The 23661-nt window shown below is 55.9% G+C and carries 20 protein-coding genes and 1 pseudogene; 10 read left to right on the top strand and 11 right to left on the bottom strand.

The window, feature by feature from the left end:
• Positions 1-124: 124 nt before the first annotated feature.
• On the top strand, positions 125-1219 hold the full coding sequence (locus H5P30_RS08775; RefSeq protein WP_185691013.1) for an IS110 family RNA-guided transposase: 1095 nt from the start codon (positions 125-127) through the stop codon (positions 1217-1219).
• A gap of 405 nt (positions 1220-1624) precedes the next feature.
• Here H5P30_RS08775 and H5P30_RS08780 read toward each other — a convergent pair whose 3' ends face one another.
• Positions 1625-2863, bottom strand: a complete 1239-nt coding sequence (locus H5P30_RS08780) for an L-rhamnose isomerase (protein WP_185692575.1) — start codon at positions 2861-2863, stop codon at positions 1625-1627.
• Positions 2864-3112: 249 nt separating this feature from the next.
• Between H5P30_RS08780 and H5P30_RS08785 the strand changes: the two genes are divergently transcribed.
• The gene (locus H5P30_RS08785; RefSeq protein ID WP_185692576.1) at positions 3113-3676 is read left to right on the top strand and encodes a hypothetical protein; all 564 of its coding nucleotides are present in this window, start codon (positions 3113-3115) and stop codon (positions 3674-3676) included.
• A 73-nt stretch (positions 3677-3749) separates the two neighbouring features.
• On the opposite strand, the gene glnD is transcribed toward H5P30_RS08785, so the two are convergent.
• A complete protein-coding gene (gene glnD / locus H5P30_RS08790; protein WP_185692577.1) occupies positions 3750-6569 on the bottom strand; it encodes a [protein-PII] uridylyltransferase in 2820 nt (939 codons plus the stop codon).
• 88 nt (positions 6570-6657) lie between these two features.
• A complete protein-coding gene (locus H5P30_RS08795) occupies positions 6658-7254 on the bottom strand; it encodes a hypothetical protein (protein WP_185692578.1) in 597 nt (198 codons plus the stop codon).
• A gap of 208 nt (positions 7255-7462) precedes the next feature.
• Between H5P30_RS08795 and H5P30_RS08800 the strand changes: the two genes are divergently transcribed.
• A complete protein-coding gene (locus H5P30_RS08800) occupies positions 7463-8377 on the top strand; it encodes a type III polyketide synthase (RefSeq protein WP_221774330.1) in 915 nt (304 codons plus the stop codon).
• 507 nt (positions 8378-8884) lie between these two features.
• Here the strand turns inward: H5P30_RS08800 and H5P30_RS08805 are convergent.
• Positions 8885-9646 carry a TlyA family RNA methyltransferase gene (locus H5P30_RS08805; protein WP_185692580.1) on the bottom strand — a complete coding sequence of 254 codons (762 nt, stop codon included), beginning with the start codon at positions 9644-9646 and terminating at the stop codon, positions 8885-8887.
• A gap of 99 nt (positions 9647-9745) precedes the next feature.
• Here H5P30_RS08805 and gatC point away from each other — a divergent pair, with 99 nt between their 5' ends.
• From gatC to H5P30_RS08840, 7 genes are all read left to right on the top strand, one after another.
• Positions 9746-10039: an Asp-tRNA(Asn)/Glu-tRNA(Gln) amidotransferase subunit GatC gene (gene gatC / locus H5P30_RS08810; protein ID WP_185692581.1), complete on the top strand. Its 294-nt coding sequence runs from the start codon at positions 9746-9748 to the stop codon at positions 10037-10039.
• Positions 10036-11532: an Asp-tRNA(Asn)/Glu-tRNA(Gln) amidotransferase subunit GatA gene (gene gatA / locus H5P30_RS08815; RefSeq protein ID WP_185692582.1), complete on the top strand. Its 1497-nt coding sequence runs from the start codon at positions 10036-10038 to the stop codon at positions 11530-11532. Before gatC ends, gatA begins: the two co-directional genes overlap by 4 nt.
• Positions 11529-12980 carry an Asp-tRNA(Asn)/Glu-tRNA(Gln) amidotransferase subunit GatB gene (gene gatB, locus H5P30_RS08820; protein WP_185692583.1) on the top strand — a complete coding sequence of 484 codons (1452 nt, stop codon included), beginning with the start codon at positions 11529-11531 and terminating at the stop codon, positions 12978-12980. Before gatA ends, gatB begins: the two co-directional genes overlap by 4 nt.
• A 174-nt stretch (positions 12981-13154) precedes the next feature.
• Positions 13155-13496, top strand: coding sequence for a hypothetical protein (locus H5P30_RS08825; RefSeq protein ID WP_185692584.1), 342 nt, complete (start codon positions 13155-13157; stop codon positions 13494-13496).
• A gap of 20 nt (positions 13497-13516) precedes the next feature.
• Positions 13517-13945, top strand: coding sequence for a hypothetical protein (locus tag H5P30_RS08830; protein WP_185692585.1), 429 nt, complete (start codon positions 13517-13519; stop codon positions 13943-13945).
• A 12-nt stretch (positions 13946-13957) separates the two neighbouring features.
• Positions 13958-14164, top strand: a complete 207-nt coding sequence (locus H5P30_RS08835; RefSeq protein WP_185692586.1) for a hypothetical protein — start codon at positions 13958-13960, stop codon at positions 14162-14164.
• A gap of 99 nt (positions 14165-14263) precedes the next feature.
• Positions 14264-14473 carry a hypothetical protein gene (locus H5P30_RS08840; RefSeq protein ID WP_185692594.1) on the top strand — a complete coding sequence of 70 codons (210 nt, stop codon included), beginning with the start codon at positions 14264-14266 and terminating at the stop codon, positions 14471-14473.
• 73 nt (positions 14474-14546) lie between these two features.
• Here the strand turns inward: H5P30_RS08840 and ggt are convergent.
• The 7 genes and pseudogenes from ggt to H5P30_RS08880 form a co-directional block, all read right to left on the bottom strand.
• Positions 14547-16397, bottom strand: a pseudogene (ggt, locus tag H5P30_RS08845) (gamma-glutamyltransferase).
• A 36-nt stretch (positions 16398-16433) separates the two neighbouring features.
• The gene (locus H5P30_RS08855; protein ID WP_185692588.1) at positions 16434-18158 is read right to left on the bottom strand and encodes a Na+/H+ antiporter NhaC family protein; all 1725 of its coding nucleotides are present in this window, start codon (positions 18156-18158) and stop codon (positions 16434-16436) included.
• Positions 18155-18883: a hypothetical protein gene (locus H5P30_RS08860; RefSeq protein WP_185692589.1), complete on the bottom strand. Its 729-nt coding sequence runs from the start codon at positions 18881-18883 to the stop codon at positions 18155-18157. The genes H5P30_RS08855 and H5P30_RS08860 overlap by 4 nt, the downstream gene beginning before the upstream one ends.
• 157 nt (positions 18884-19040) lie before the next feature.
• Positions 19041-19883 (bottom strand): PEP-CTERM sorting domain-containing protein, encoded by an 843-nt coding sequence (locus H5P30_RS08865; protein WP_185692590.1) that lies wholly within the window; start codon positions 19881-19883, stop codon positions 19041-19043.
• An 83-nt stretch (positions 19884-19966) separates the two neighbouring features.
• Positions 19967-21019 (bottom strand): NAD(P)H-dependent amine dehydrogenase family protein, encoded by a 1053-nt coding sequence (locus H5P30_RS08870; RefSeq protein WP_185692591.1) that lies wholly within the window; start codon positions 21017-21019, stop codon positions 19967-19969.
• Positions 21020-21272: 253 nt separating this feature from the next.
• The gene (locus H5P30_RS08875; protein ID WP_185692592.1) at positions 21273-22619 is read right to left on the bottom strand and encodes a sigma-54-dependent transcriptional regulator; all 1347 of its coding nucleotides are present in this window, start codon (positions 22617-22619) and stop codon (positions 21273-21275) included.
• A 214-nt stretch (positions 22620-22833) separates the two neighbouring features.
• Positions 22834-23661: ISL3 family transposase (locus H5P30_RS08880; RefSeq protein WP_185691362.1), on the bottom strand; the 828-nt coding region annotated here is incomplete at its 5' end.

Raw genomic sequence — 23661 nt, forward strand, 5'->3', positions numbered from 1 at the left:
GTAGATGCTATGAGCGGATCCGAGGGATCTGCTTTTCTTGGGGCCTCTTCTTTCGGATACTAAACAGGCCCGGGTTAAGAGGACCCGGACCTGAAAAAATGAACCTGAAAGAAAGATTCAAAAAATGAAGTTATACATGGCGCTGGAACTGAGCAATACTAAATGGAAGCTGGCCTTCTCGACGGGAGAGAAGATACGGCTGATCACGATCGAGGCTCGTGATCAGTTGGCCTTTCAATCGGCCCTGAAGGCGACTCGGGACAAGTGGCAGCTAGGCGAAGACATTGAGGTTTTCAGTGTCTACGAAGCGGGCCGGGACGGTTTCTGGATCCACCGCTGGCTGGAGGGGTTGGGGATCAACAACGTCATCGTTGATCCCGCCAGCATTGAGGTGAACCGCCGCAAACGCCGAGCCAAGACTGACCGCCTGGACGCCAAGGCCTTGCTGCGTCAGCTGATTCGCTACCACGGCGGTGAGCATACGCTCTGGTCTGTCGTGCGCGTGCCGAGCGTGGAGCAGGAAGACCTGCGTCGGCGCGAGCGAGAGATCAAGCGACTGAAGAAGGAGATCGGTGCGGGCACAGCCCGGATCAAAAGCCTGCTTGTTTTGCATGGACTTCGCCTCGATTCACTTAGCAAGCTCGATACACGGCTCGATTCGCTGCTCGGTTGGGACAACCGCCCCCTCCCGGAACATATACGCAGCGAGATCGCCCGCGAATACGAACGCGTGGAGTTTGCCCGCACCCAACTCAAGGCTCTGGAACGTGCGCGGACTGCCCGAATCGCAAAGCCCCAAACAAAGGCCGAGCGACAGGCCCACAAGCTCACCCGGCTCAAGGCCGTTGGCGTCATCAGCGCCATGACCTTAAGCGAGGAGTTCTTCAGCTGGCGAGAGTTCCGCAACGTCCGGCAAGTCGGCGCCTGCGCCGGTCTGGATGGCTCCCCCTACGACAGCGGCGACAGCAAGAACGAACAAGGCATCAGTAAAGCCGGCAATGCCAAGGTCCGGGCCCTGATGATCGAGCTGGCCTGGTCGTGGCTGAGGAACCAACCCCAGTCGGATCTGGCCAAATGGTTCGACAACAACTTCGCCAGGGGAAAACGCAGCCGAAGAATCGGCATCGTCGCTCTGGCGCGCAAGCTACTGGTGGCTCTGTGGAAGTACTTGGAAAAAGACGAACTCCCCGCTGGGGCTCTCCTCAAAGAGACTGCCTGAGAACTTTTACCAATCAAACTATCTGAGCTTTATCTGACTTTGGTGGATTGATGGCCCGTTTCGATGCTGGAGATGGTAAATCCCACTCGTTCTTGTAGATTGGCGTCATCATGAAACCGCATATTCAAGCCTGCGATCAGGCGTATTTGGCATCAGGTGACCGGCTAGACCGGCACGGATAGAAGTTGGTCCCGAGGGCTACATAGCCCCGGATACTCAAATGCGGAAACCACTAAGATCAATCGCTCAAAATAAACATAACATTATCGCGATTATGACTTGACCCATAAATCACCATAGAAGCATCGACGTTTCGTCGATGAGGTTTGATGGCGGGCTCCGACCGGTTTGGGCGGCTTCGGTCATCCGCGAAGCGCGGATGCTATGGGATGGAGCGACTTCGCCTTAGACTCTCCCGGAAAGCACTTCCTTCTCGTAAGTGCGGACGTCTTTCATCCAATCGGTGTCGAGGGGGACGCCGCTCCGACGGCAATGCTCATTCCAGACTTCGCTCCAGGGGAGAGACTTGGTCGCTTCCAGCAGGGCGAGACGGCCGGTGTAGTCTCCCTCGGCTTCCAGCTTGCGCAGCTCGTCGGTTGGCTCGAGGAGGGCGAGAAGGAGGCTCTTTTGGCTGGCGCGGGTGCCGATGACCCAAGCGGCGATGCGGTTGATGGAGGCATCGAAAAAGTCGAGTCCGATGTGGGTCCGATCCAGGGCGTCGCAGCGGACGATCTCTTCGAAAATCGCTTTCGTCGGATCGTCGAGGAGGACGACGTGGTCACTGTCCCAGCGGACGCCGCGGCTGACGTGGGTCAAGAGGCTGGGAACAAATTGAAGAGCGCTGGAGATCTTTTCGGCAATCGATTCAGTCGGGTGGAAATGACCCGCATCGAGGCAGAGGCAGATTTGGTTCTTCACCGCGTAGCCGAGATAAAATTCGTGGCTGCCAACCGTGTAACTCTCGACACCGATTCCGAAGAGTTTGCTCTCCACAGCGTCAATATTCCACTCTTTGGAGACGTCCGCTGCGAGGACCGTGTCGAGACTCTCTTCGAGCCTCTGACGGGGAGCGGCGCGGTCGACCGGCACGTCCTTGTAGCCGTCGGGAATCCAGATGTTGGTCACGACGGGATTCCGGAGTTCTTCTCCGATGTCGGCGGCGATTTTGCGGCAGGCGATGCAGTGGTCGATCCAGTATTGGCGGATGCGGGAATCGGCGCTGCTCAAGGTGAAGCCACTTTCGGCCATCGGATGGCCGAAGCAGGTGGGATTGAAATCGAGCCCGAACTGCTGCTCCTTCGCCCATTCGATCCAAGGGCGGAAATGCTCGCTTGTCAGCTCAGTTCGGTCGGGAATTTCGGGGGCATCGGCGTAAATCGCGTGGAGATTCAGGCGCTTGGCACCGGGAATCAGCGATCCGGCTTTGTTCATGTCGGACCGGAGCTCCTCGGGTGTGCGGGCCCGGCCCGGATAATTCCCGGTCGCAGCGATCCCGCCGCTATCGCCCGTGCTGCCTTCGAAGCCGTTTACGTCGTCTCCCTGCCAGCAATGCAGCGAAATCGGGGTCTTGGCCAAGGTCTGGAGTGCTTGTTCCGTGTCGACGCCGAGGGCGGCGTAGCGTTCGAGAGATTCAGGGTATGACATCGGTGTCACTTTTGCGGGTGGATCTTCATTTGACAAGGGAAAAAGAGTGGTTTTTCCGGCGCGGATTGGCGGTGGGGCCAGGCGAAGGAGATTTGTTCTTCAGACACTGGGTCGAAGCGGAGTCTTTTTGCACTTTGTGAGTTCCTGAGGATTTTTCCCGCGTCATCCCTCCGGCGCTGAAAGGGCTCCTCCTTTCGGCTCTCATCTTTACTCTTTCCGGGAGGAGAGTCTTTCGTCAGAATCGTGGTCATGAAAATTCATCACTTTCTTTTCCTTCCCGCAGTTATGTTCCTTCTTTCCTGTGGAGGGGAGAAGGGATCCGATTCGGGCGCGAACGGGGACGACGAAACTTCGACGGTCGACAAGGTCGCAGACTCCGTGAAATCGGCTGGGGATACGGCCGCTGAGTGGACTCGATCGGCGGGGAACTGGATGACCGAGAAGTGGGATTCGATCAAATCATCTTCAGCGGAGAATACGGAGAAGGTGAAAGAGTCTCTTGATGAGCTTACGGACCAGCTGAATCAGCAGATTGCGTTGGCCCAGGATAAAGCCACAGAACTTTCAGGAGCCGCGAAAGTTCAGATGGAGAAGGGAATTCAAGGACTGAAGAGCGCCCGGAATGAGATCGCCGATGCCGGGTCACGGGTGGCGGATGCTACCAGCGAACAGTGGCCAGCGATCCAGAAAGAGGTCGCCGAGGCCTGGAAGCAGGCCGGTGAATCCATGCAGACGATCTGGAGTGCCGCCGTTGACGGTTCCGATGAAACGGCAAAAGACGACTCGGTGAGTAGCCCTCCCGCGGCGGAATAGGATCTGCCGTCCCCCGGGGATTCTCTTTGATTCGAGATCTGACCGATCAAATCTCGGAAGGTGCCTTCGCCGATTAGCTCGCTTTGCGAGAGGAAATCTGAAGGGCTTCGGAGAGAGCCTGACGGAGCCCGAGTAGATTTTCGTTATCGATCGTCATATCCTGATCGATGCTTTCGATATAGAAGGTATCGTTGGCGATTCCGTTCTCGGTCGCGATGCGGGCGAAGGTGATGTCGAACTGGTGATCGGTTATGATTTTCGAGAGGTTGTAGAGGAGACCGAGGTTGTCGGTCGCCTGCACCTCGATGATCGTCCGCTTGAGCGAGAGTTCGTGGTAGACGTTGACCACCGGCTCAAGTCGGACCGGGAGGTGTGCCGGAGTCTTGCTGAAGAATCCGGAGCTGAACCTCTTGGTTTCCTTCTCAATCAGTTCGAGTAGATCCTGTCCATCGATGAGGGCGGACCGGACGTGCTCTTCAAATTTGTTTTGAATGGCGAGGTCTTCGACGAGTCCACCGTTCGGGCCGACGACATAGAAGGTGTCGATGGCAATATGATCGGACCGGGTAATCGCCTTGGTGCTGAGGATGTTCATCCCGCAGACACTGAGGGCGCCAGCGAGTTTGTAGAAAAGTCCGGCGCGGTCCCACGTGACGACGTTCACGACTGAGAGACCTTGTTCTTTATTATCCTGCCAGTCGATAATCGGCGCGAGGGCACCGACGGATTCGGCACTCTGGATGCGTGCGAGGAGATCGTGAACCATGCGCAGGTGAAGTTCCACATCCTCCAGAGAGTTGTGGGCGAAATAGCGATCAGGTAGCAGATTGAAGTGGGCCTCAAGCTCGTCCTTGGACAGATCCTGGGCGATGGGCCGGCTCAGTAGATCTTTCTCGATCATGATCCGGTGCTCCTGTTCGTCTTCCACGGCATCCTGACCGCTCTCGAGGACTTCGAGCGTGCGGTGGTAAAGCATGTCGTGGAGAGATTGCTTGTAGCTGTTCCAGAGGCTTTCCGACGTGCCCCTCGCATCACAATAAGTGTGCGTGTAGAGGTACGAGAGCTGGGCCTTGGTTTCGGTAAGGTCGGCAAATGACTGAATCGTAGCGGGGTCATCGAGATCAAACTTCTGCCAGAATCGTGCCATTTCCATATGGTTTTCGATAATGAACAAAATTTGACGCTGTTGTGCCGCCGAGATCCCCATGTCTTCGAGGATGGGTTTGGCCATGATGACCCCCCGCCAATCGTGACCTTTGATGCCGTCCGCCTTGCCGATGTCATGCAGGAGAAGGATCAAATAGAGGAGAGTGGGGTGTTCGGTTTTTCGAATGGCTTCGAGATATCCGGTAAAGGGTCGCTCGTTTTTCTGAAAAACCTCATCGAGGTGGAGAATGGTGTCGAGGGTATGGATGTCCGCAGTGTAGCGGTGGAAAAACTCGTGCTGCACGAGGCAGGTCAGTCTTCCAAATTCGGGAATGAGGTGCCCCAGAACCCCGAGTTCATGCATTTTCGCAAGGATCGGCTGCACGTGTCCTGCTTCTTGCAAGATGGCCCGGAAGCAATTCTGCAGTGGGGTGGGCCAGGGATGGTCGATGATGAGGAGGTAGTAGCTCTCCTCGATCAGACTCTCCAGGTCGATGTGAAGATGAGCCTTATGCTGCTGGGCGATGCGGAAGACGCGGATCAGCCGAAGCGGGTCCTCTTCAAAAATTTTATCGTGGTCCGGGGTGAGGATGCCTTCTTGGAGGGTGAACCCGTCGATGTGGCGTTGGGGGTGGTGCCGCCTCGATTCGATGGCTTCCCGGAGGCCGAAATGGTCGGACCGGATTGGGAGGTTGCGCCGGAGAATGCGGTCCTCGACGTAGTGGGCGGTATGGAGAATGTTTTTGGCGTGACCGTAGTAGTCCCGCATGAAGGCCTCGACCCTTTCGAAAATTCCTTCCTGCGGATAGCCGAGATTTTTGGCGATGACGGGCTGGCGCTCAAGAGTGAGGACATCCGTCGCCCGATTGGCCAGAAAGTGAAGTTCGATCCGAACTTTGAGGAGGAAACTGTAGGATTCGACGAAGGCGTCGGCGCGTTCCTGGGTGAGGATTTCCTTCCGGACGAGGGTGCCCAGGTCCTCTGCATCGTACTTGATCCGGCTCATCCAGAGAGCGTTCTGATAATCGCGAAGCCCACCGACACCGTTTTTGATGTCCGGCTCCTGCATGTAAATGGAGTCACCGGATTTCCGGCGGCGCTGTCGCTGAGACTCGATTTGGCTCTCGATATATTCTTCGGGGTTGCGGTTGTGATAGAGAGGCCGGAACTTGCGGAGGAATTTGCGGAACGGGGTGGGATTTCCGCAAACGAAACGGCTCTCCAGCATCGCGTTCTTTGACTTGGACTCCGCGACCACCTCGTCGAGGGCCTGTTTCAGGTTCCGGCTGGAGTGCCCGACCTTGAAACCCAGATCCCAGAGCGGGTAGAGGATTTCCTGAGTGAAGACCTCTTGGAACTCGTCGAGCCGCGCGTTCTTCCGCTTCCCGGGGTAGAGGAGGAGGATATCGATATCGCTGAATGGGCAGAGCTCGCAGCGACCATATCCGCCGAGGGCGATCAGAGCGACTTGATCGACGCAGTCGCTGAACTCCTCTTTGGTGATCTTCTGGGCAGCATCAAAAATCTCGGAAAGGAGGACATCGAGAACGATGGCCCCGGTCTCAGCGACTCGCAGCCCCGTATCCCCCTTGCGGTGGTAGCGCTCGATCATCATCCGCTCGAGGCGGTAGAATTCGCGGTAGGATTCCGTGCGCTCTTCCCGGGAAGGGATTTCGCCATCGTAATGAATCCGAGTCGCTGCGTGCGCTCGGACTCTTCGAAACAGCGGATCCTCCAAAATCTTCATACCTAACCTATACAGCGGTGCGATGCGCCTCCCGTCAACCCAGCTTCGAGGAAACGCGGATTCGTCGCGTATTCCGTGGGGAAATTCCTCACTTCATTTCGAGATATTCGAACTTGAGGTAGACTCTCCAAGTATTGCCCCGGCCCCAGAATCGAATGTTGTCCTCAATGAAGTCTCTCTCGTCTTCCTTCGGCATCGGTAAGTAGTCCTGCGATCTTCCGGGAAGAGTGGAGCTGCGCAGGTTTGGCCGGGAGCGCGGGTTGTCGCGGATCCGCCGCATGGCCTTCACGCGAGCGCTTTCCAACGCGTCCGTAGGGGTGGAGCCAAAGCCCACGACCATCTCGAGGACGCGTTTTGTGTCCGGTGGCTCGTAAATCTGATGCTCAATGTCGAGGATGCAGTATTCCTCGTCGTCTACATTCCCGAGCGAGACGTTTTTCACCTTAAAGACGCCATTGCGGGCGACCTTCCACGATTTGATCATCGCCGCTCGTTCCGCGGTCTCCGGGTTCGTCCCGAAAGCGAGGATCTCTTCGTTGATGGTCTTGTTGGGGGCGAAGGCATCGACTTCGTCGACGATCGCACTCTCGTCGGCCAGTAGGGATCCGGAAGCAAAAGAAAGGACCGCTGTGAGGTAGATTGGAATAATCCTGCGGAAATGCATGATCCCAAAATACGGGGACATCGGTTCAGAAACCAAATCAAATGTTCGGTTTTTTGAGAGGATTGTTCACTGGAAGTTGTGCTTTCATGGGAATTGTGCGATTCCCTTAATCATGATTTTACAGGGCATTGCCTCCAGCGTCCCTTCCGCAAGTTTTTCGCAGTCCGACTGTTGGGAAATTTTGAGGAACAGTTCGAGTTTTCTTGCCTTGAAGGGGAGGTCTCAACGGTTGCTTGAGAAAGTCCTGAATGGAGAGAACGGGATCGAGAAACGTCATTTTGCCATGCCCGAGGTGGAGCGTCTCTTCGATTTGGATGCGGAGACACTGAATCGGGGGTTTGAGCGGGAAGCGCCGAAGCTCGGCAAGAACGCGCTTGAGAAAGCGATGAACGATGCGGGGGTCGCGCCCGGTGAGATTGACGCACTGCTCACCTGCACCTGCACCGGGTATCTCTGTCCGGGGATCTCCAGTTATGTCGCCGAGCAGATGGGGATGCGCTCGGATATTTTCCTCTCGGATATGGTCGGCCTTGGCTGCGGTGCCGCAGTTCCCATGCTGCGGCAAGCCGATGCCCTCGCCCGGGCGAATCCATCGATGACCATTGCTTGTGTCGCCGTCGAGATCTGCTCTGCCGCATTCTATCTCGATGACGATCCCGGCGTGTTGATCAGCCTCTGCCTCTTTGGTGACGGGGCCTCGGCGACGATTTGGAAAGGCGGCGACGCCGACGCGTCAGGGGTTCGTTGCAGTCATTTCGATACCCTGCACCTTCCCGAATATCGGAACCTCCTCCGGTTCGAAAATTCGGGCGGCAAACTCAAGAACCGGCTCGACCGGGCTGTTCCGGAAAAGGCCTCCATTGCCGTAAAGACTCTTTTCGACCGCCATGGAGATCCAGAGGTGGACATCGTTTCCCATGCCGGCGGACGCGATGTGCTTGAGGAGATTTCAAAAATCCTCGGTGCCCCCGACCTCTCGCCCTCCAGGGAAGTTCTGAGACAATACGGAAACATGAGCAGCCCTTCGGTTCTCTTTGCTTTCGAAGATTACCTGCGCGCCCGCCCCGACGAGCCCTTCCACGCCTGGGCGACCTCCTTCGGGGCCGGCTTTGCCTGTCACTCCTGCCGCTTCGATCGGGAATAGGTAGTGGCGGCCGTCGGTCGAGGAGGGCGCTAAAGCAACCCTCCCACAGTGGGGCATGGCTTCAGCCTTGCCCGCGCGTTTGCTGACAACGCTCATTTACGGCGCGGGGTGGCACAGCTGAAGCTGTAAGCCCTACGTCGGAAGTACCCGATTAGCTTCAGATGCGCGGTCTAGGTCTCTTGAGGATGCCGAAAACGCCAAAGGCTTCGTAAGTCGTCGATCATTCAGGTGTCTGGAATTCTCCAAGAACCCTGCAATCGAGGAGGGCGCTAAAGCAACCCTCTCCACAGTGGGGCATGGCTTCAGCCTTGCCCGCGCCCTCGCTGACAACGCTCGCTTCCAGCGCGGGGGTGGCACAGCTGAAGCTGTCGCCCTACGTCGGAGTACCCGCTCAGCTTCAGCTGCGCGGCCGGGGTCCCTTGAGGATGCCGAAAACGCCAAAGGTTTCGTCAGTCGTCGATCATTCGCCGTCCGCGATTAAGCAATCACCATTCGGCTCTCTCCCCCTCAACCCCCGTTTCGGTGAAAGGAAACCAGATACTCCAGATTGCCATCGGTTCCGGCTAGGGTGGACTCGGCCTTTTCCAGGATCTGGCATCCGAGAAGCTCGGTTTGGGCGAAGTCCATGACCTCTTCGAGAATTCTCTGCCGCACGGCCGGGTCGCGGATGATTCCTTTGCCGCGGTCCGCTTCTTCCCGGGTCGCTTCAAATTGCGGCTTAACCAGGGTGATGAGGAGTCCGTCGTCCTTGAGACGTGGCCATACTGAAGGAAGGACCTTTTTCAGGGAGATGAAGGAGAGGTCCATCACGATCCAGTCATAGGTGAGGTGGGGGAGTTCCGTTTCCGGGAGCGCGGAGGCGTGGAGGCGCTCGTGATTGGAAACGCGAGGATCCAGGCGCAGCTTTTGGTGCAGCTGGGCGCGGCCCACGTCGATACAGGTCGAGTGGATGGCTCCTCGCTGGAGGGCGCAATCTGTAAATCCTCCCGTCGAGGCGCCAACATCGAGGATGGTTTTGCCCTGGGGGTCATAGCCGAATTGGTCGAGGAAACCTGCGAGCTTTTCTCCGGCACGGCTCACGAATCGAGGGGGTTGCTCGATCTCCAGATCCAGATCCTCGGGAAATTCTTTTCCGGGTTTATCGAGGATGGTAGTGCCGGTTCTCACTTTTCCGGCGAGAATCATTCCCCGGGCCTGATTGCGGCTTTCACAGAGGCGGCGGGCCAGAAGGAGCTGGTCGAGACGAACTTTTTTACCGGATGCAGACATGGATTTTCGGAAAAGAATCGGGGCCTTGCGGGACGATGCCAAGGAAAACCGCTTGCTTTCCCTAAGCCCCTTCCACTACTCCGAGAGGGAAGTTTGGAGATGAATTCTGAGGAAAGCATAGATCTCGACCGCCTTTGCGTTTTAGCAAGGCTGTCCCTGGAGCCCGAGGAGAAGGAAAAACTCGGGCCGCAACTGGCCCGAATCATCGGCTACGTCGAACAGCTCAAAGAGGTGGACGTGGACGGTGTTGAGCCCATGGCCCACGCCATCCCGCTGGAGAACGTGCTCCGCAAAGACGAGGCCGCGGAGCTCGTCGACCGCGAGACCTACCTGCGGAATGCCCCGGATTCCCGAGCTCACCAAGTGGTGGTCCCCCCAGTGATCGAAGGATGAGTGCTTCCGAACTCAACGCCAAGACGGCGGTCGAGCTGGCAAAGCTTCTGGCCGACGGTGAAATTTCCAGTGTAGACCTGACCACGGCCTGCCTCAATCGCATTGAGGCAGTGGACGGGTCCGTGAAGGCCTTCCTCAGCGTCGACCGCGAGGATGCTCTCGCTCAGGCACGCGCCAGCGATGAGCGCCGTGCTCAAGGGAAAAGCCTTGGGCCGCTCGACGGCATTCCGCTGGCCCTAAAGGACATCGTTGCCGTCACTGGGCAGCCGCTGACCTGCGCGAGCAAGATGCTCGAGAATTTTGTCAGTCCCTACGACGCGACGTCGGTCGAGAAACTGAAGGCCGCGGGCGCGGTCCTCTTCGGTCGGCTCAATATGGACGAGTTTGCCATGGGATCGTCTACGGAGAATTCCGCCTTTGGCCGCACCCATAACCCCTGGGATCTCGACCGAGTGCCGGGTGGATCCAGTGGGGGCAGTGCTGCTTCCGTCGCGGCAGCGGAAACCATTCTCTCGCTCGGGAGCGATACCGGTGGTTCCATTCGGCAACCGGCAGCCTTCTGCGGAACGGTTGGGCTCAAGCCGACCTACGGCCGTATTTCCCGCTTTGGACTGGTCGCCTTCGCTTCCTCGCTGGATCAGATCGGGCCCTTTACCCGTTGCGTCGAGGATGCCGCGCTTTTCCTCGATGCCGTCTGCGGTCACGACCCGAAGGACTCGACTTCGCTGCCTGACCAGAAGACGGACTTTCTCGCAGGAATGGCCTCGCTCAAGGATCGGAAATGGAAGATCGGAGTGCCCAAGGAATTCCTGGCCGAGGGGCTTGATCCTGAAGTCCGGGCGTCGGTCGAGTCGGCGATCGAGTTCTACGAAGGGCAGGGGTGCACCGTGGAAGAGGTTTCCCTCCCGCACTCCTCCTACGCCGTTCCGGTCTACTACATCCTCGCCACCGCCGAGGCATCTTCGAACCTCGCCCGCTATGATGGCATTCGCTACGGTCACCGTTCCGAAGAGGCGAAAGACGGGATCGAGCTTTACTACAAGTCTCGCGGAGAAGGTTTTGGAGAGGAAGTGAAACGCCGAATTATGCTCGGCACCTACGTGCTTTCCAGTGGGTATTACGATGCCTACTACCTCCGCGCACAGAAGGTCCGGTCCTTGATCCGGAAGGATTTCGACGATGCCTTTGCCAAAGTGGATTGTCTCATCGGCCCGGCAACTCCGACCGTGGCATTCCGAGCTGGGGACAAAGTCGACGATCCGCTCTCCATGTATTTGAGCGATGTCTACACCATTTCGGCCAATCTTGCCGGCCTGCCCGCGATGTCAGTCCCTTGCGGACTTTCTTCCGAGGGATGCCCGATCGGGATGCAGATCATTTCTCCGGTTCTCCAAGAGGCGGAAATGCTCGCCGTGGCCAAGAAATTTGAAGATGCCCATGAGTTCTCCGGGATTGTCGCCCCGGACTCAGCAAAGGGAGGCGCCTCATCATGAAGTACGAAGCAGTCATCGGTCTCGAGGTTCACGTTCAGCTCAAGACCGCCTCGAAAATGTTTACCTCCGTGCCTTATCGGTTCGGCGAAGAGCCAAACAGCCTCATCGACCCCGTCGTCATGGCGCTTCCAGGCAGTCTGCCGGTTATTAACCGGGAAGCGGTCGCCAAATCGGTGCAGGTCGGGATATTGCTCGGATGCGACATCGCCAAGACCTGTAAGTGGGACCGGAAGAACTACTTCTATCCGGACTCTCCCAAAAACTATCAGATCTCCCAGTACGACCAGCCGCTCTGCCTGAACGGTTCCGTCGAGATCGAGGTTGCCGGACCCTCGCGTTCCGAGGAAGGGCCGCACCGGAATGTGCAGTTGACCCGGATCCATCTCGAAGAGGATGTTGGGAAGCTTACGCACTTCGACCGCGACAGCCTCGTGGATTACAATCGCGCCGGGACGCCGCTCATCGAGATCGTCACCGAGCCGGATATTTATTCCGCCGACGAAGCCTTTGCCTTCCTCACCGCACTACGCCGGATCCTCGTTTATGCGGGGATTTCCGACTGTGACATGGAGAAGGGACAGCTGCGCTGCGACGCCAACATCAGTATTCGTCCAGTCGGTAGCGAAACCTTGGGGACTAAAGTCGAACTGAAGAATCTCAATAGCATCAGTGGCGTCCGCAATGGCGTCGCTTACGAGATCGCTCGCCAGAAACAGGTCCTCTCCGAGGGCGGATCACTGGTGCAGGAAACCCGCCGTTGGGATGCCGACCGAAATATGACCACCTCCATGCGGACCAAGGAAGAAGCGCACGATTACCGCTACTTCCCCGATCCCGACCTCATGCCGGTTTCGGTGAGTGAGGAATGGAAAGCCGAGCTTGCCAAGGACCTTCCGGAGGTTCCCTTCGACCGCCAACGTCGCTACCAGGAAGACTTTGGGCTCCCGTACTCTAGTGCTTCAGTTCTGATCTCCGACCGCATGCTGGCCGATTTCTTTGAGTCGGCGGTCACCACCGGAGGCAGCCCCGCACTGTTGGCCAATTTTGTCGTCAACGACCTGAGCCGCGAACTCTCGGCCGGGGAAGAAGGTGTCGACCTATCCAATTGCAAGGTAGAGCCTGCAGGCTTGTCCGAATTGGTGAAGTTGGTTGAGGAAAACGTCATCTCCAACCAGATCGCTCGCGAGGTTTTGAATGAAATGTTGGCAAACGGCGGATCCCCACGCCAGATCGTCAAGGACAAGGGCCTTGAGCAGTCCTCCGATGAGGGCGAACTCGAGACTCTCTGCCGCGAAGCGATCGCTGCCAACGAGAAGGCCGTCAACCAATACAAGGAAGGCAACGCCAAGGCCATCAACGCCGTCAAGGGCTACGTCATGAAGGCCACCAAAGGCAAAGCCAACCCCAAGGTCGTCAACGACCTCATCGAGAAATTGGTCAACGAGTAGGATCGGACGAGCTTTCGCTGGGGAATCTGATCGGGGAACGTCGGCTCGGCCGTTCTCGCATGACTTGAGTCGTGCGAATTCCTTGGTCCTCAGGAAGCCTCCGGCGTGAGGCCAAGCGTTGACCCCGTTGATTTCGGTTGTCGATAGCTCTGCTATCGGGTAGCTTTTCGGATCGTGAGAACGATCCTCTATATTCACGTCCTTATACGATTGTCTGCCTGTGCAGTGTTTGTCGCTGGCGTTTACAAATTCGGTCTAATCTGGCGTGAACTGGCCTTGTTGATGCGCATTGCCGGGGCGAAGAAGGAGCGGTCGGAGTTGCTGGGCGAAATGCTGGATACCAGCCAATATCGTGAAGCAACTTATCAGCTTTTGTATTCTCCCCTGTTTTTAATGGTTCTTGGGGTGCTTCTGTTTTTGGGGGTGAGAGTGGTCACCCGAATGATCATCGGAAAGAAGGAGATGCACACGCTTCTCGAGCTCGACTCGAAGAATGGATTGGAGAGCAGATCTTAGTATCTGGTGAGCTGAAATGAATGACTAACGAAGACGAAACCCACCTCAATAGCCTCGCGGTGGCTCACTACGTAGTGGGGGGCTTTATGGTTCTCTTTGCCTGTATCCCCTTGATCCACATGACGGTTGGGTTGGTCTTGATTCTGGGGGGAGGCGAAATGGTCAATTCTGACGGGGAAATGCCGCCTCCATTTTTCGGATGGTTGTTCTTTTCGGCAGGGCTCCTTTTCTTTCTGCTGGGGCAGGCCGTGGCCGTCTCGATCATCCTTTCCGGTCGGTATCTCAAAAGGCGAAAAAATTACCTATTCTCCTTCGTCTTAGCGTGTATCGCCTGCACTTCCGTGCCCATCGGGACCGTCTTGGGTATTTTTACCATCATCGTCCTTTCACGCGAGTCGGTGAAAGCGATTTATGAGAGTGGACGGAACCTCGAAAATCAAATTCAGTAATATTTTAAAAGTATGACCGAAAATCAAAATAAGAAGTGGACGTGGTCCTCGCTGCGTTTGTGGGTTGTGTTGACGGGCTTGGCGGCCGTGATCGCGTTGCTGTTTGCCTTTGGGATGGCGATTCTTGGTCTCATCGTTTTGGGCGTTCTTGTCGTATTAACGGTGATCGTCGCAATCGCGTATGCATTGAAGAAGAAGTTTCAACACCGCAAGAATTAGAACGCAGCGTCCGAATCGGGACCGAAATGAGTGGAGTTTGTTTCGCGGGAACCGTTCCCTCTCTTCCAGCCTAAATATTCACCGCACCATTAGAATTAAATGCACACCATAGCCTTCATCAATAACATCGGCGCTGAGGAGTGGATGATCTTCTCGCTGGCTGCATTCATCATCGTGGTGCCTTTTTGGCAAATTTTTCGGCGAATCGGATGGCCTCCAGCCCTGTCGTTGGCGGCCCTGATCCCCGGTGTTGTCATCATTCTCCTCTTTGCTGTCGCATTTGGACGCTGGCAGGTTCGGGATCGGTAGCCGGATCCCGCGAAGTTTGCGTGGGAAAGCTTACTGCTCGATCTCTCTCCCGTAACGAGGGAGAATCGGCTGTTTAATAACCGAGCGCGAGGCCTTCTCTTCGAGGGTCAGCGGCGCCTTCGAGCCAGCCGTCGCTTCCGATGAGAATCGCTTGTACCGAGCCTGCGGCTTGTGCGTCCACGACCGGAAATCCTTTTGCGGTAAGAGCTGCGCGCAAAGATTCATTGCGGTAGAGTGGAGATTCCAACTCCGGTGTGCCGTTGCGGGAGATTACCCTTGGGGCGTTGACGGCCTCTTGTAGGCTAAAATCGAAGACAATGGTATTGAGGACGGCATTGAAGACGACTCCAATGATGCGACTTCCGCCGGGAGATCCGATGGCGAGAAACGGTTGATCCTCCTTGAGGACAATCGTTGGGCTCATGCTGGATCGAGGTCGCTTGGAACCGAGTGATTGAGCAGCCTCACCGAGCGCGGTTCGGCGGGGGAGGAGTCCGGCGGTAGGGCGGTTGGCCACCAAGGTGCCATCTTTGTTGGTCGCTCGACTGCTGAAGTCGGTCAACTCGTTGTTGAGCAAAAATCCCCGTCCGGGAACCGTGATTGCCGATCCGAAATGCTGTTCGATGGTCGAGGTGATCGAGGCGACGTTGCGATCTTTATCGACCACGCAGAAATGGGTGGTGGTGGGGCTCTCCGGTGCCAGATTGCCCACTTCGTCATGCTCGGTGGATCCCTTCGGTTTGCCCGGTGCGATCGGTGTCTTGATCGGCATGGAGTTGTTCAGGAGCTTGCCCCTCTCGTTGGCATAAGATTGTTCGAGTAATCCCTCGACGGGAACATCGATGAAATCGGCGTCGGCCATGTAGAAATTTCGATCGGCGAAGGCAAGGTTTTGAATATTGATCAGATCAGCAAAAGTGTCGGGCGCCCCCCATTCGAGATCGTCGGTGCCGCGGGCTTGAACGATGTTGAGCATGAGGGCGAGAGTCGCCCCCCCACTGGAGGGCATGGGCATTCCGAAGACGGAGTAGGGGCCAAATTGGGTCCGGACCGGCTTGCGGGTCACGGGTCGGTATCTTTCCATGTCGGAGAGTGTCAGGATCCCGGGCGAAGTCGGGGAGTTTTGTACCGCATCGACGATTTCGTCGGCAATCTCACCGCGATAGAAAATTTCCTCACCTTTGCTCGCAATCAATTCGAGGGTGTCGGCATAGTCGGGATTCTGAAAAAGATCCCCAGCGCGCAAGGGGGTTCCGTCCTCACGACTGAAGAGCTTTTGGGTGGCGGGAAACTGAGAGATTCGGTTCTAGTGGTGCTCCAGGTTAGCGGCGAAGGTTTCGGAGACGCGGAATCCCGTTCGCGCGATTTGGATCGCGGGGCGGCAAACTTCGGAGAAGCTGAGTGTGCCGTGTTCTTGGAGTAGCCAGTAGCATGAGGCCAAGGTCCCCGGTACGCCTACAGAGTTTCCGCCGGTGATTCTTTGACGAAACGGGATGCGCTTTCCATTCGAGTCGAGAAAGCGATGAGCCGAGAAGGCTTTGGGTGATTCTTCGCGTCCATCGAGGGCAAAGATTTTCTCTGTCCCTGAGTCGTATCCCATGGCAAAGAGGCCGCCGCCGATTCCGCTGGCGTAGGGCTCCGTGACAGAGAGAACCATTTGCACAGCGACAGCCGCGTCGAAAGCGTTTCCTCCGCCACGAAGAATCTCGACACCTGCCATGGTTGCGTGGTTCGACGACGAGGTCACCATCCCGTGTTCCGCGAAATACGATCCCCCTGACCCAGGACCAAATCGGGTGCCCACGGTTTGCCGGACTTCGGGGTCGGATTCGTTGACGATTACGGGAGAGGCGGCGGCGTCGATCACCGCTATGGCGAGAATCAGGAGGAGACCGCGCGAGAGATTGGATAGAATTTTAGTCATAGGAATTGTACGGAAATACTCCCGGAGGGAGCGGGCTCAGGCGAAGAAGGTGAGGGCTGTCCATCCGCCGACCGCGATGATCGCGGCGACACAACAGGGGACAATTTGGGTGCGGACATGGTCCATCAGATCGCATCCGGTCGCGAGAGAGCTGAGCACGGTCGTGTCCGAGATGGGAGAGGCCTGATCACCAAAGACACTGCCGTTGATGACCGCCGCGAAGCAGAGCTGAAGGAAGAAAACCGGATGATCCAAGGAGGATTGTGTCGCCAAGCTCCAAGCCAGAGGCATCGCTAACGGGAAGGTGACCGCAAAAGTGCCCCAGCTGGTTCCCGTGGAGAAAGCAATCACCAGGGTCAGGATGAAGAGAAGGAGCGGTAGCAAGTGGTAGGGAAGAGAGCTTCCTAATAATTCGACGAGAAAAAGGCCACCGCCGGTTTCCCGGCTCAATCCCCCAATGATGACGGCCAAGAGAAGAATCACGGCTCCATAAACCACCCCTTGCAGACCTGTGGAGATCCCCTCAATCAGAGACTTGAGGGACATGCCCCGAAATCGGCTGGTGAGGGCTGCAACGAAGAGAGCGATCGCGAAGGCCCAGAGAACGTTGGGCGAGTCGAAAAGCAGATAGGTGCCGACGGCGATGCCGATGATGAGAACCAAGGGAAGGAAAAATTCAAATGGGGCAGGGCGGTAGCCCTCGGGAACCGAAGCGGAGTGGAGGGATTTGTTTTCTTGAAGGGGAGTCGATCCGGGACGGTCAAGTTCTCCGGTTTCCCGGGATCGCCGGATGGCCGCTTTCAGGCCCTTCCCCATAAAGGGGAGTCGATCGATACTGATCAAAAAGGTGAAGAAAACCGCGAGGATCGCGTAAAAAAAGAGGGGAACGGAGGAGAAGAAAAAGGCGAGCCGGAGTTCTTCGGTAGCGAGGGCTGCGACTCCGCCGACGAAGAGCAGCCCCTGAACGTAAAAGGGCCAGGCGTTGAATGGCAGTAGGACGGCGATCGGAGAGGCGGTGGAATCGACAATGAAAGAAAGCTCTTCGTGGCTGATCTTTTCTTCGTCTGCGACCGGTTTGACGGTGGTTCCCACCAGGAGGGTGCTGATGGTTCCTCCTTGGAAGAAAAAGATGCCGAGGAACCATGCCGACAATTTGGCCGTCTTCGGCCCTCGGACGAAGCGATGGGTGATCCAGTCCGCAAAGGCTTGGGCCGCACCGTTGCGCGACCAGATGCCGAGTAGGCCGCCAAGGAATCCCAGATACAGAATGATGACGAGCGCCGCGGAAGGGGACGCGACCCCCGGGATCAGCACTTCTTCAGTGATGTTGTAGTTGCCCAGTAGTAGGGCTCCGGTGACAATCCCAGCGAGCAGAGAGGTCACGGGTTCTCGCGTTAAGAAGCAGAGGATGATCGTGACGAGAGCGGGAAAGATCGACCAAAATCCGTGGTGTTTCTCAGCCACCAAATGATAATATGCAGGAGCACTCGAATCCGAACGCTCTACGATCCACTCCTCATCCACACCAGGATCTGCGTCAGGGATATCGGAAGTAGAAGACTGAAGGCGTTCCCAAAGAATTGAGTCGGGAGCCTCGATGAAGAGAGAAGTTCCCGCGGCCTCTTGTTCTTTTTCAACCGCTTCGCTGTCGAGAGGGCTGGATTTGACTACCCATGTCTCTGATGAATACTGGCCGGCCCACCAGGACAAGCAGGCCGCGACAAGAAATACCCAAAGGGGGACCGACCGCAGCAGCCTCACTCTTTGACTCCTTCGGGCGGACTGGTTTGAAAGGCGATGCGGTCAATCGAGAAGATCTCGTCAGAGGCGTTGAAATAGCCTGAGAGCCCGAATCGTAGGTAGTTGATCTCACGATCAGGGCTGGTTTTCCCTTTTCCGAGGAAGAGGAACGGACCATCCGCTACTTGGTAGTATAGTTCGAACAGCTGATCCGCTTGATCGATTTTCATGGCAAGCGTGACGGGAACCTCTTGAACCGCGCCGAACACGGGGAGGGGATCCATGGAAACGGCCCCGTCTCCGAAGCTTTCACCGAGAACCGAAACCTCGTTTGCACCCGTTCGTTCGAGACGAATTTGGGCGAGTACATGTGGTCTTTCTTCATCGGGACTATCGACGACCCCGAGGCGAAGGGTTTCGGAAGCGGATTTCCCGCTAAACGACCATTCTTGGATTTCCAAAACCACCCAGAGAGGATCGATACCGAATCCATCATCTGAAACGTCGATGTAGGCGTTCGCGATACCACCGGGTGTTCTCCCGATTTCAAAGAAGCCCTCGCCATCGGTGCTTGAGCGATCAAAGGCGCCGTCCCAAGGATTCTGGAATTCTCCAGATGATTCCACCGATGTGAGAAAAGTGCCTTCCGGATCCTCGAAGTTCCATTCGTAGAGGATCTCTGCCTGAGTGGAGCCAGCGAGCAAGAGTCCGAGAAGAGTATATCGAAATTCAGAGAGTGAGATCATAGTTGCGGGTTCCTGTAAGTCTGCCGACGATCGCGTGAATGTCTACACACAACCTCGGAGACCATGGGCCTGCCGAAGGCTTTCGCTGAAAGACCTCATGGAAGGCGGGTGAAGTGGGAGAATTTGAGTTGGGAAGCGATTCGCTTCCCACTCTTGACTAGGACAGTTGCTTATTCGATCTCCGCGGACGACGAAGGAAAGCAATGGCCAGAGAACCCAATCCAAGCAGGCCTGCGAATTGTTCCGGTTCCGGGACCGCCGCTGTGAAGGAGACATCGTCAATGGCCATCCCGTGATCGAATGCTTCGGTATCATCATCGTGGAACCATCGTATCCAAAGTTCGCTTCCCTCTGCCCAGACAATATCGGAGACAGTGACGGATGAAAGCACGCTTTGATTTTGAGGTAGAGACCCATTCAGATTTTCTGCGACTCCACTGTTGTGAAGACTGGTAAACTCAAGATCTGGAATTTCCGTCCATGAGCCTGAATCCAGATTCGCGACCATTCCGATTTGGTAGCTCACGACAAACTGATTGCTTTGAGCGGTTTCACTTTCGAACCACTGCTCACCGGTATAGCCGAGAGTGAATTCTGTAAGTGTCGCTCCCGTGTTGTTGACCAGATTGAGGCCAAGCATCATATCTCCAGTCCCGGAGTAGGGACGCGTTCCTAGTGCTCCATCAGAGGCACTGGCACTGGAGCGCCACTGATATAGGTGAGACTCCGTCGAATTTCCCGAGCTGGTGATTCTGTAGTTCGTTGGTGCGCCTGAAGTGGCGGTTTGGTAGGCATACCATCCGGTGAATGTCGGTCCCGGAGTCGTCGGTCCCGGGGGCGGAGCCGAACCGTCATTCCACTCAGGAGTTGCGGCGCCAGAAGGAAGACCTGAGTCAAAATCCTCGGTGTAGGTAGATCCGGCTGTGTCATAGGAAATTCCGGTAGAGGGGAGCTGCGGACGATTCTCCGCAGAGGAAAAGCAATCCGACGGTTGCTCCAATGATAGGTTTCGTGGTGAAGTTTCGCTTTTTGATTTTTATATTTGTCATGGTTTTGCTCCGATTATTTACTATTTTTTCATAATTAGAGGGCGGATTCGGCCTCTAATGCAGGTTCCATGCCTAGCGATTCGCGGCAGTGCGGGACGGAGAGATCTGTCATCAGTCGGACTCCGGGCTTTGCGTTGAGAAGAGAGGGGATCGCGTTAACCAAGGCGGCTACGGTAGCGAGGTCGCCGGCGACTCCTCCTGGGATTGTTGCCTCGATCGAGGGAGAAGAGTCCAAGCGAATCATATCGTGTGGGTTCTCCGCGTCTAGGTACATTTTGAGATCGAGATGAATCCAGAATCCCTCGGCAGTTTCGGCTTGGACAACTTGGTGAAGTCCGGCGGTCTGTCCGGTTTCAACGGAGAAGTAGGCTGTTTCGATGTCGTGGTCTGCGATGACCGGATCAATGGTCTCGGAGATCATGCCGATCTTCCATCCGAGAGAGTTTGCGATGAGTGCCAGAGATTCTTGGAATCCGGCGTGTCCCGCTTTGCCTTGGGAGGCAAGAGAGCGAAACTCTTCGGGATCCATTCCACTGCCCACTTTTTTCTGGAGAGGCTGACGCCGCGTCGATGCGTCGACGACCCGTTCCCCATAAACTCCTTTTACCGATGCGCAAACCCCGCTGAGGCAGATTGGGAGAACGTCTAATACATAGCCGGGATTGACTCCTGTCCCCAGCACACGGCCGCCCGTGGTTTGGCAAAGCTCGTCAATCTCCTGGGTGGTTTCTGGGGCTCGGAGAGCGGGGAAGAGGAGCTCTTCGCAAGAAGAGACTACGGCGATTCCATGCTCCAACATGGGGCGGATCTGTGCGAACGATTGCTCGGCCTTTGATCCGGCGGTGTGCACGATGGCGTCTACCTCGGTGCTCGCGAGGAGTGCGGCAAAACTTTCGTAGACTTTTGCTTCCGGGAACGAGGACAGGTCTCCCGTGATTTCCCCCAATGAGCGCCCGATCAATTCGGGGCGAATGTCGATTCCGCCTACAACTTCGACCCAGCTTTTACGGGCGAGAAGGCGGAGGCTGGAGATTCCAATGGGACCCAAACCAAATTGGGCGACTTTGATGCGTTTGTTAATGTTCATACTGGACTCCCTTTATCAGGAGTGATGCCAAGTATGAAATTGACGCTTACATTGAAGTCTTTTTGAGTTATAAATGTATGTAGTTCAGTCTCTTAAATGTTTTAAGGGTCACGCCTGGCATTGCTTGATAATGTTGTCTAATAAGCATCATTATTGTATTAAATGCAACATTTTCGACTGCAGAAACTGTCTGTAGCCATGGGGTTGTGCCCGATTGTTAGCCGGGAGGAGGAGAGTTGCTCCGTGGATTGAGCTAAGTCGTCGAGAGAACTTTTTTCGCTTTCCGAAAAAAGGCGGTTCGCTCGATTCCTGCCATCCGCGCTGCGAGGGAGTAGTTTCCTCCGGCCCTCTCGACGATACTCCTGAAGTAGGCTTGCTCAAAGCGATCTTTGGCGATGTGGAAAGGTAGACCCGTGTCTACTTCGAATTCACTGTTGAAATCCGATTTGAGATCGGCAGCTGCTCTTACTTGAGAGGGAAGATCAGCCGCTTCGATGATCGGTTTTTGCACAAGAATGATTGATCTCTCAACCAGATGCTCCAGTTCGCGAATGTTTCCCGGCCAATTGTAGCGCTTGAGGACGGAAATCGCATCGCTGGAAAATTTCTTGGGTTTGTCCGTTTTGTCGCGGAAGCGTTCCAGAAAAAAATTGGCAAGGAGGGGGATGTCGGAAGGCCGCTCGCGGAGTGGGGGCAGATTCAGGTTCACGACGTTCAAGCTGTAGAACAAGTCCGCTCGAAACTCGCCCTCGTCGACGCGCTTATTAAGATCTTGGTTTGTTGCGGCGACAATGCGCGCTTGTGAGTGGAGCTTCCGGTTTCCCCCGACTCGGTAGAACTCGCCACTTTGGAGCACTCGCAAAAGTTTTGCTTGGAGCGAAAGAGGAATTTCGCCGATCTCGTCGAGGAAAAGGGTCCCGGATCCCGCTTGTTCGAACCGGCCAATTCTGGATTGGATCGCACCGGTGAAGGCTCCCTGTTCGTGACCGAATAGCTCGCTCTCGAGCAGATTCTCTTGGATCGCAGCACAGTTGATCACTACGAAAGGCTCTCTGGATCTCCGGCTGTAACGGTGAATGGCGTGGGCGAGGAGCTCCTTACCGGTCCCCGTTTCACCTAATATCAGGATTCGACTGTCGGCGTCTGCAGCGATGTGGGCGAGCTCAAGCAAGGCGACCATCTTCGGCTCGCAGGTGCGGATTCCCTCCTGAATTGTTTCGAGGGGAGAATGGGCGTCCGCCTCGGTCTTCTCAATGGCCCTGCGCAGGCGGGAGCTGAGTTCCTTGGCGACGAGAGGTCGAGTAATATAGTCAGTGGCTCCGAGTCGGGTGGCCTCCTGGGCTGTTGAAGCGTCGCCAAACCCCGTGACCATAACAATCGCTCCTTGAAACCCGCGGCTCCGCAGACGTTGAATGACTTCGAGTCCATTGATCTCACGCATCACCAAGGTGGTAACCACCAGATCGACGCCATCGTCGAGAGCTCTTCGGATTCCCCGAATTGGACTTTGGCAGATTGTCACCGAGAATTCATTGCGGAGCAGTCCGCGAACTTCATGGAGGAAGCTCGGTATATCGTCGATGATCAAGACTTTGGTCATGTGTTGCTTAAAATGCAACGTCAGGTGGGGAAGGCAAGGAGCATCTGCATCATGACTCGAGGCGGGTTGTCTTTTTGTAGTTTGTAATATTGTGCAAGATGTTGATTGTTATGATTTAATGGGGTTCTGTTTTTGCGGGCGGGGTGAAGGTGAACTATATTTGGCATCACTGTTGCTATTTTCGATTTCATGGGAATTGAAAAAAGGTTCATCGTCATTTCCCGGGGAAAGCATGCTTAATCTTGAGGAAGAAGTATTCCGTATCCCTGAAGCCATAAGCGGTTCTTTTGATGACCTTGATCTTGTTGTTCATGCCCTCGAGCACGCTGGTGTTGAGTGGGTATTTGGCTGAGGCTATGATTCCACGGAGGTAGGGTCTGAGTTTATCAGCGAAGGCGAGCAGGGGTTTGATTTTGGACTCACGGCACATCCTCCACCATGTGCGCCAGCGTTTGAAGGCGCCCCAGATGCTTGAGCTTCGCCATAGTTCTTTGAGCTGTTCTTTCAGGACGTAGACTTGAGCCAAGGATTGGTTGGCATTCATCAGCTCTTCGAGCCTGACAAGTTCTTCTTCATTGAGGTTGTCCTTGTTCTTTAGAAGTAACCATCGGCTACGTTTGACCGCTCTGCGAGCCGACTTGTTCTGCCTTAGTTCATTGGCCTGATCCACGCGGACTCGGTCGATGACTTCACGGCCGTATTTGGCAACGACATGAAAAAGGTCGTAGACGACTTCCGCATTCGGGCAGTGCATCTTCACCTCCAGGTCAAAGGCGCTGTTCTGATCCATCGCGACCGCTTCGATTTGATCGCAGTGTTCGCCCAGTGATTCAAAGAAGGGGCGTATGGATTCGCGACTGCGCCCTTCACCGATCCAAAGCACTTGCCGAGTGTCCGCATCGGCTACGACGGAGGCGTAGCGGTGCCCCTTGTGCAATGCGAACTCATCCATGACCAGAGTTCTGAGCGAACCGTAATCGACTTCAGGCAACTCCCGAACCAACCTAGCTTTGTCAATGCGTTTGACGGTGTGCCAAGGCAA

Source organism: Puniceicoccus vermicola, from assembly GCF_014230055.1.
Classification (GTDB): domain Bacteria; phylum Verrucomicrobiota; class Verrucomicrobiia; order Opitutales; family Puniceicoccaceae; genus Puniceicoccus; species Puniceicoccus vermicola.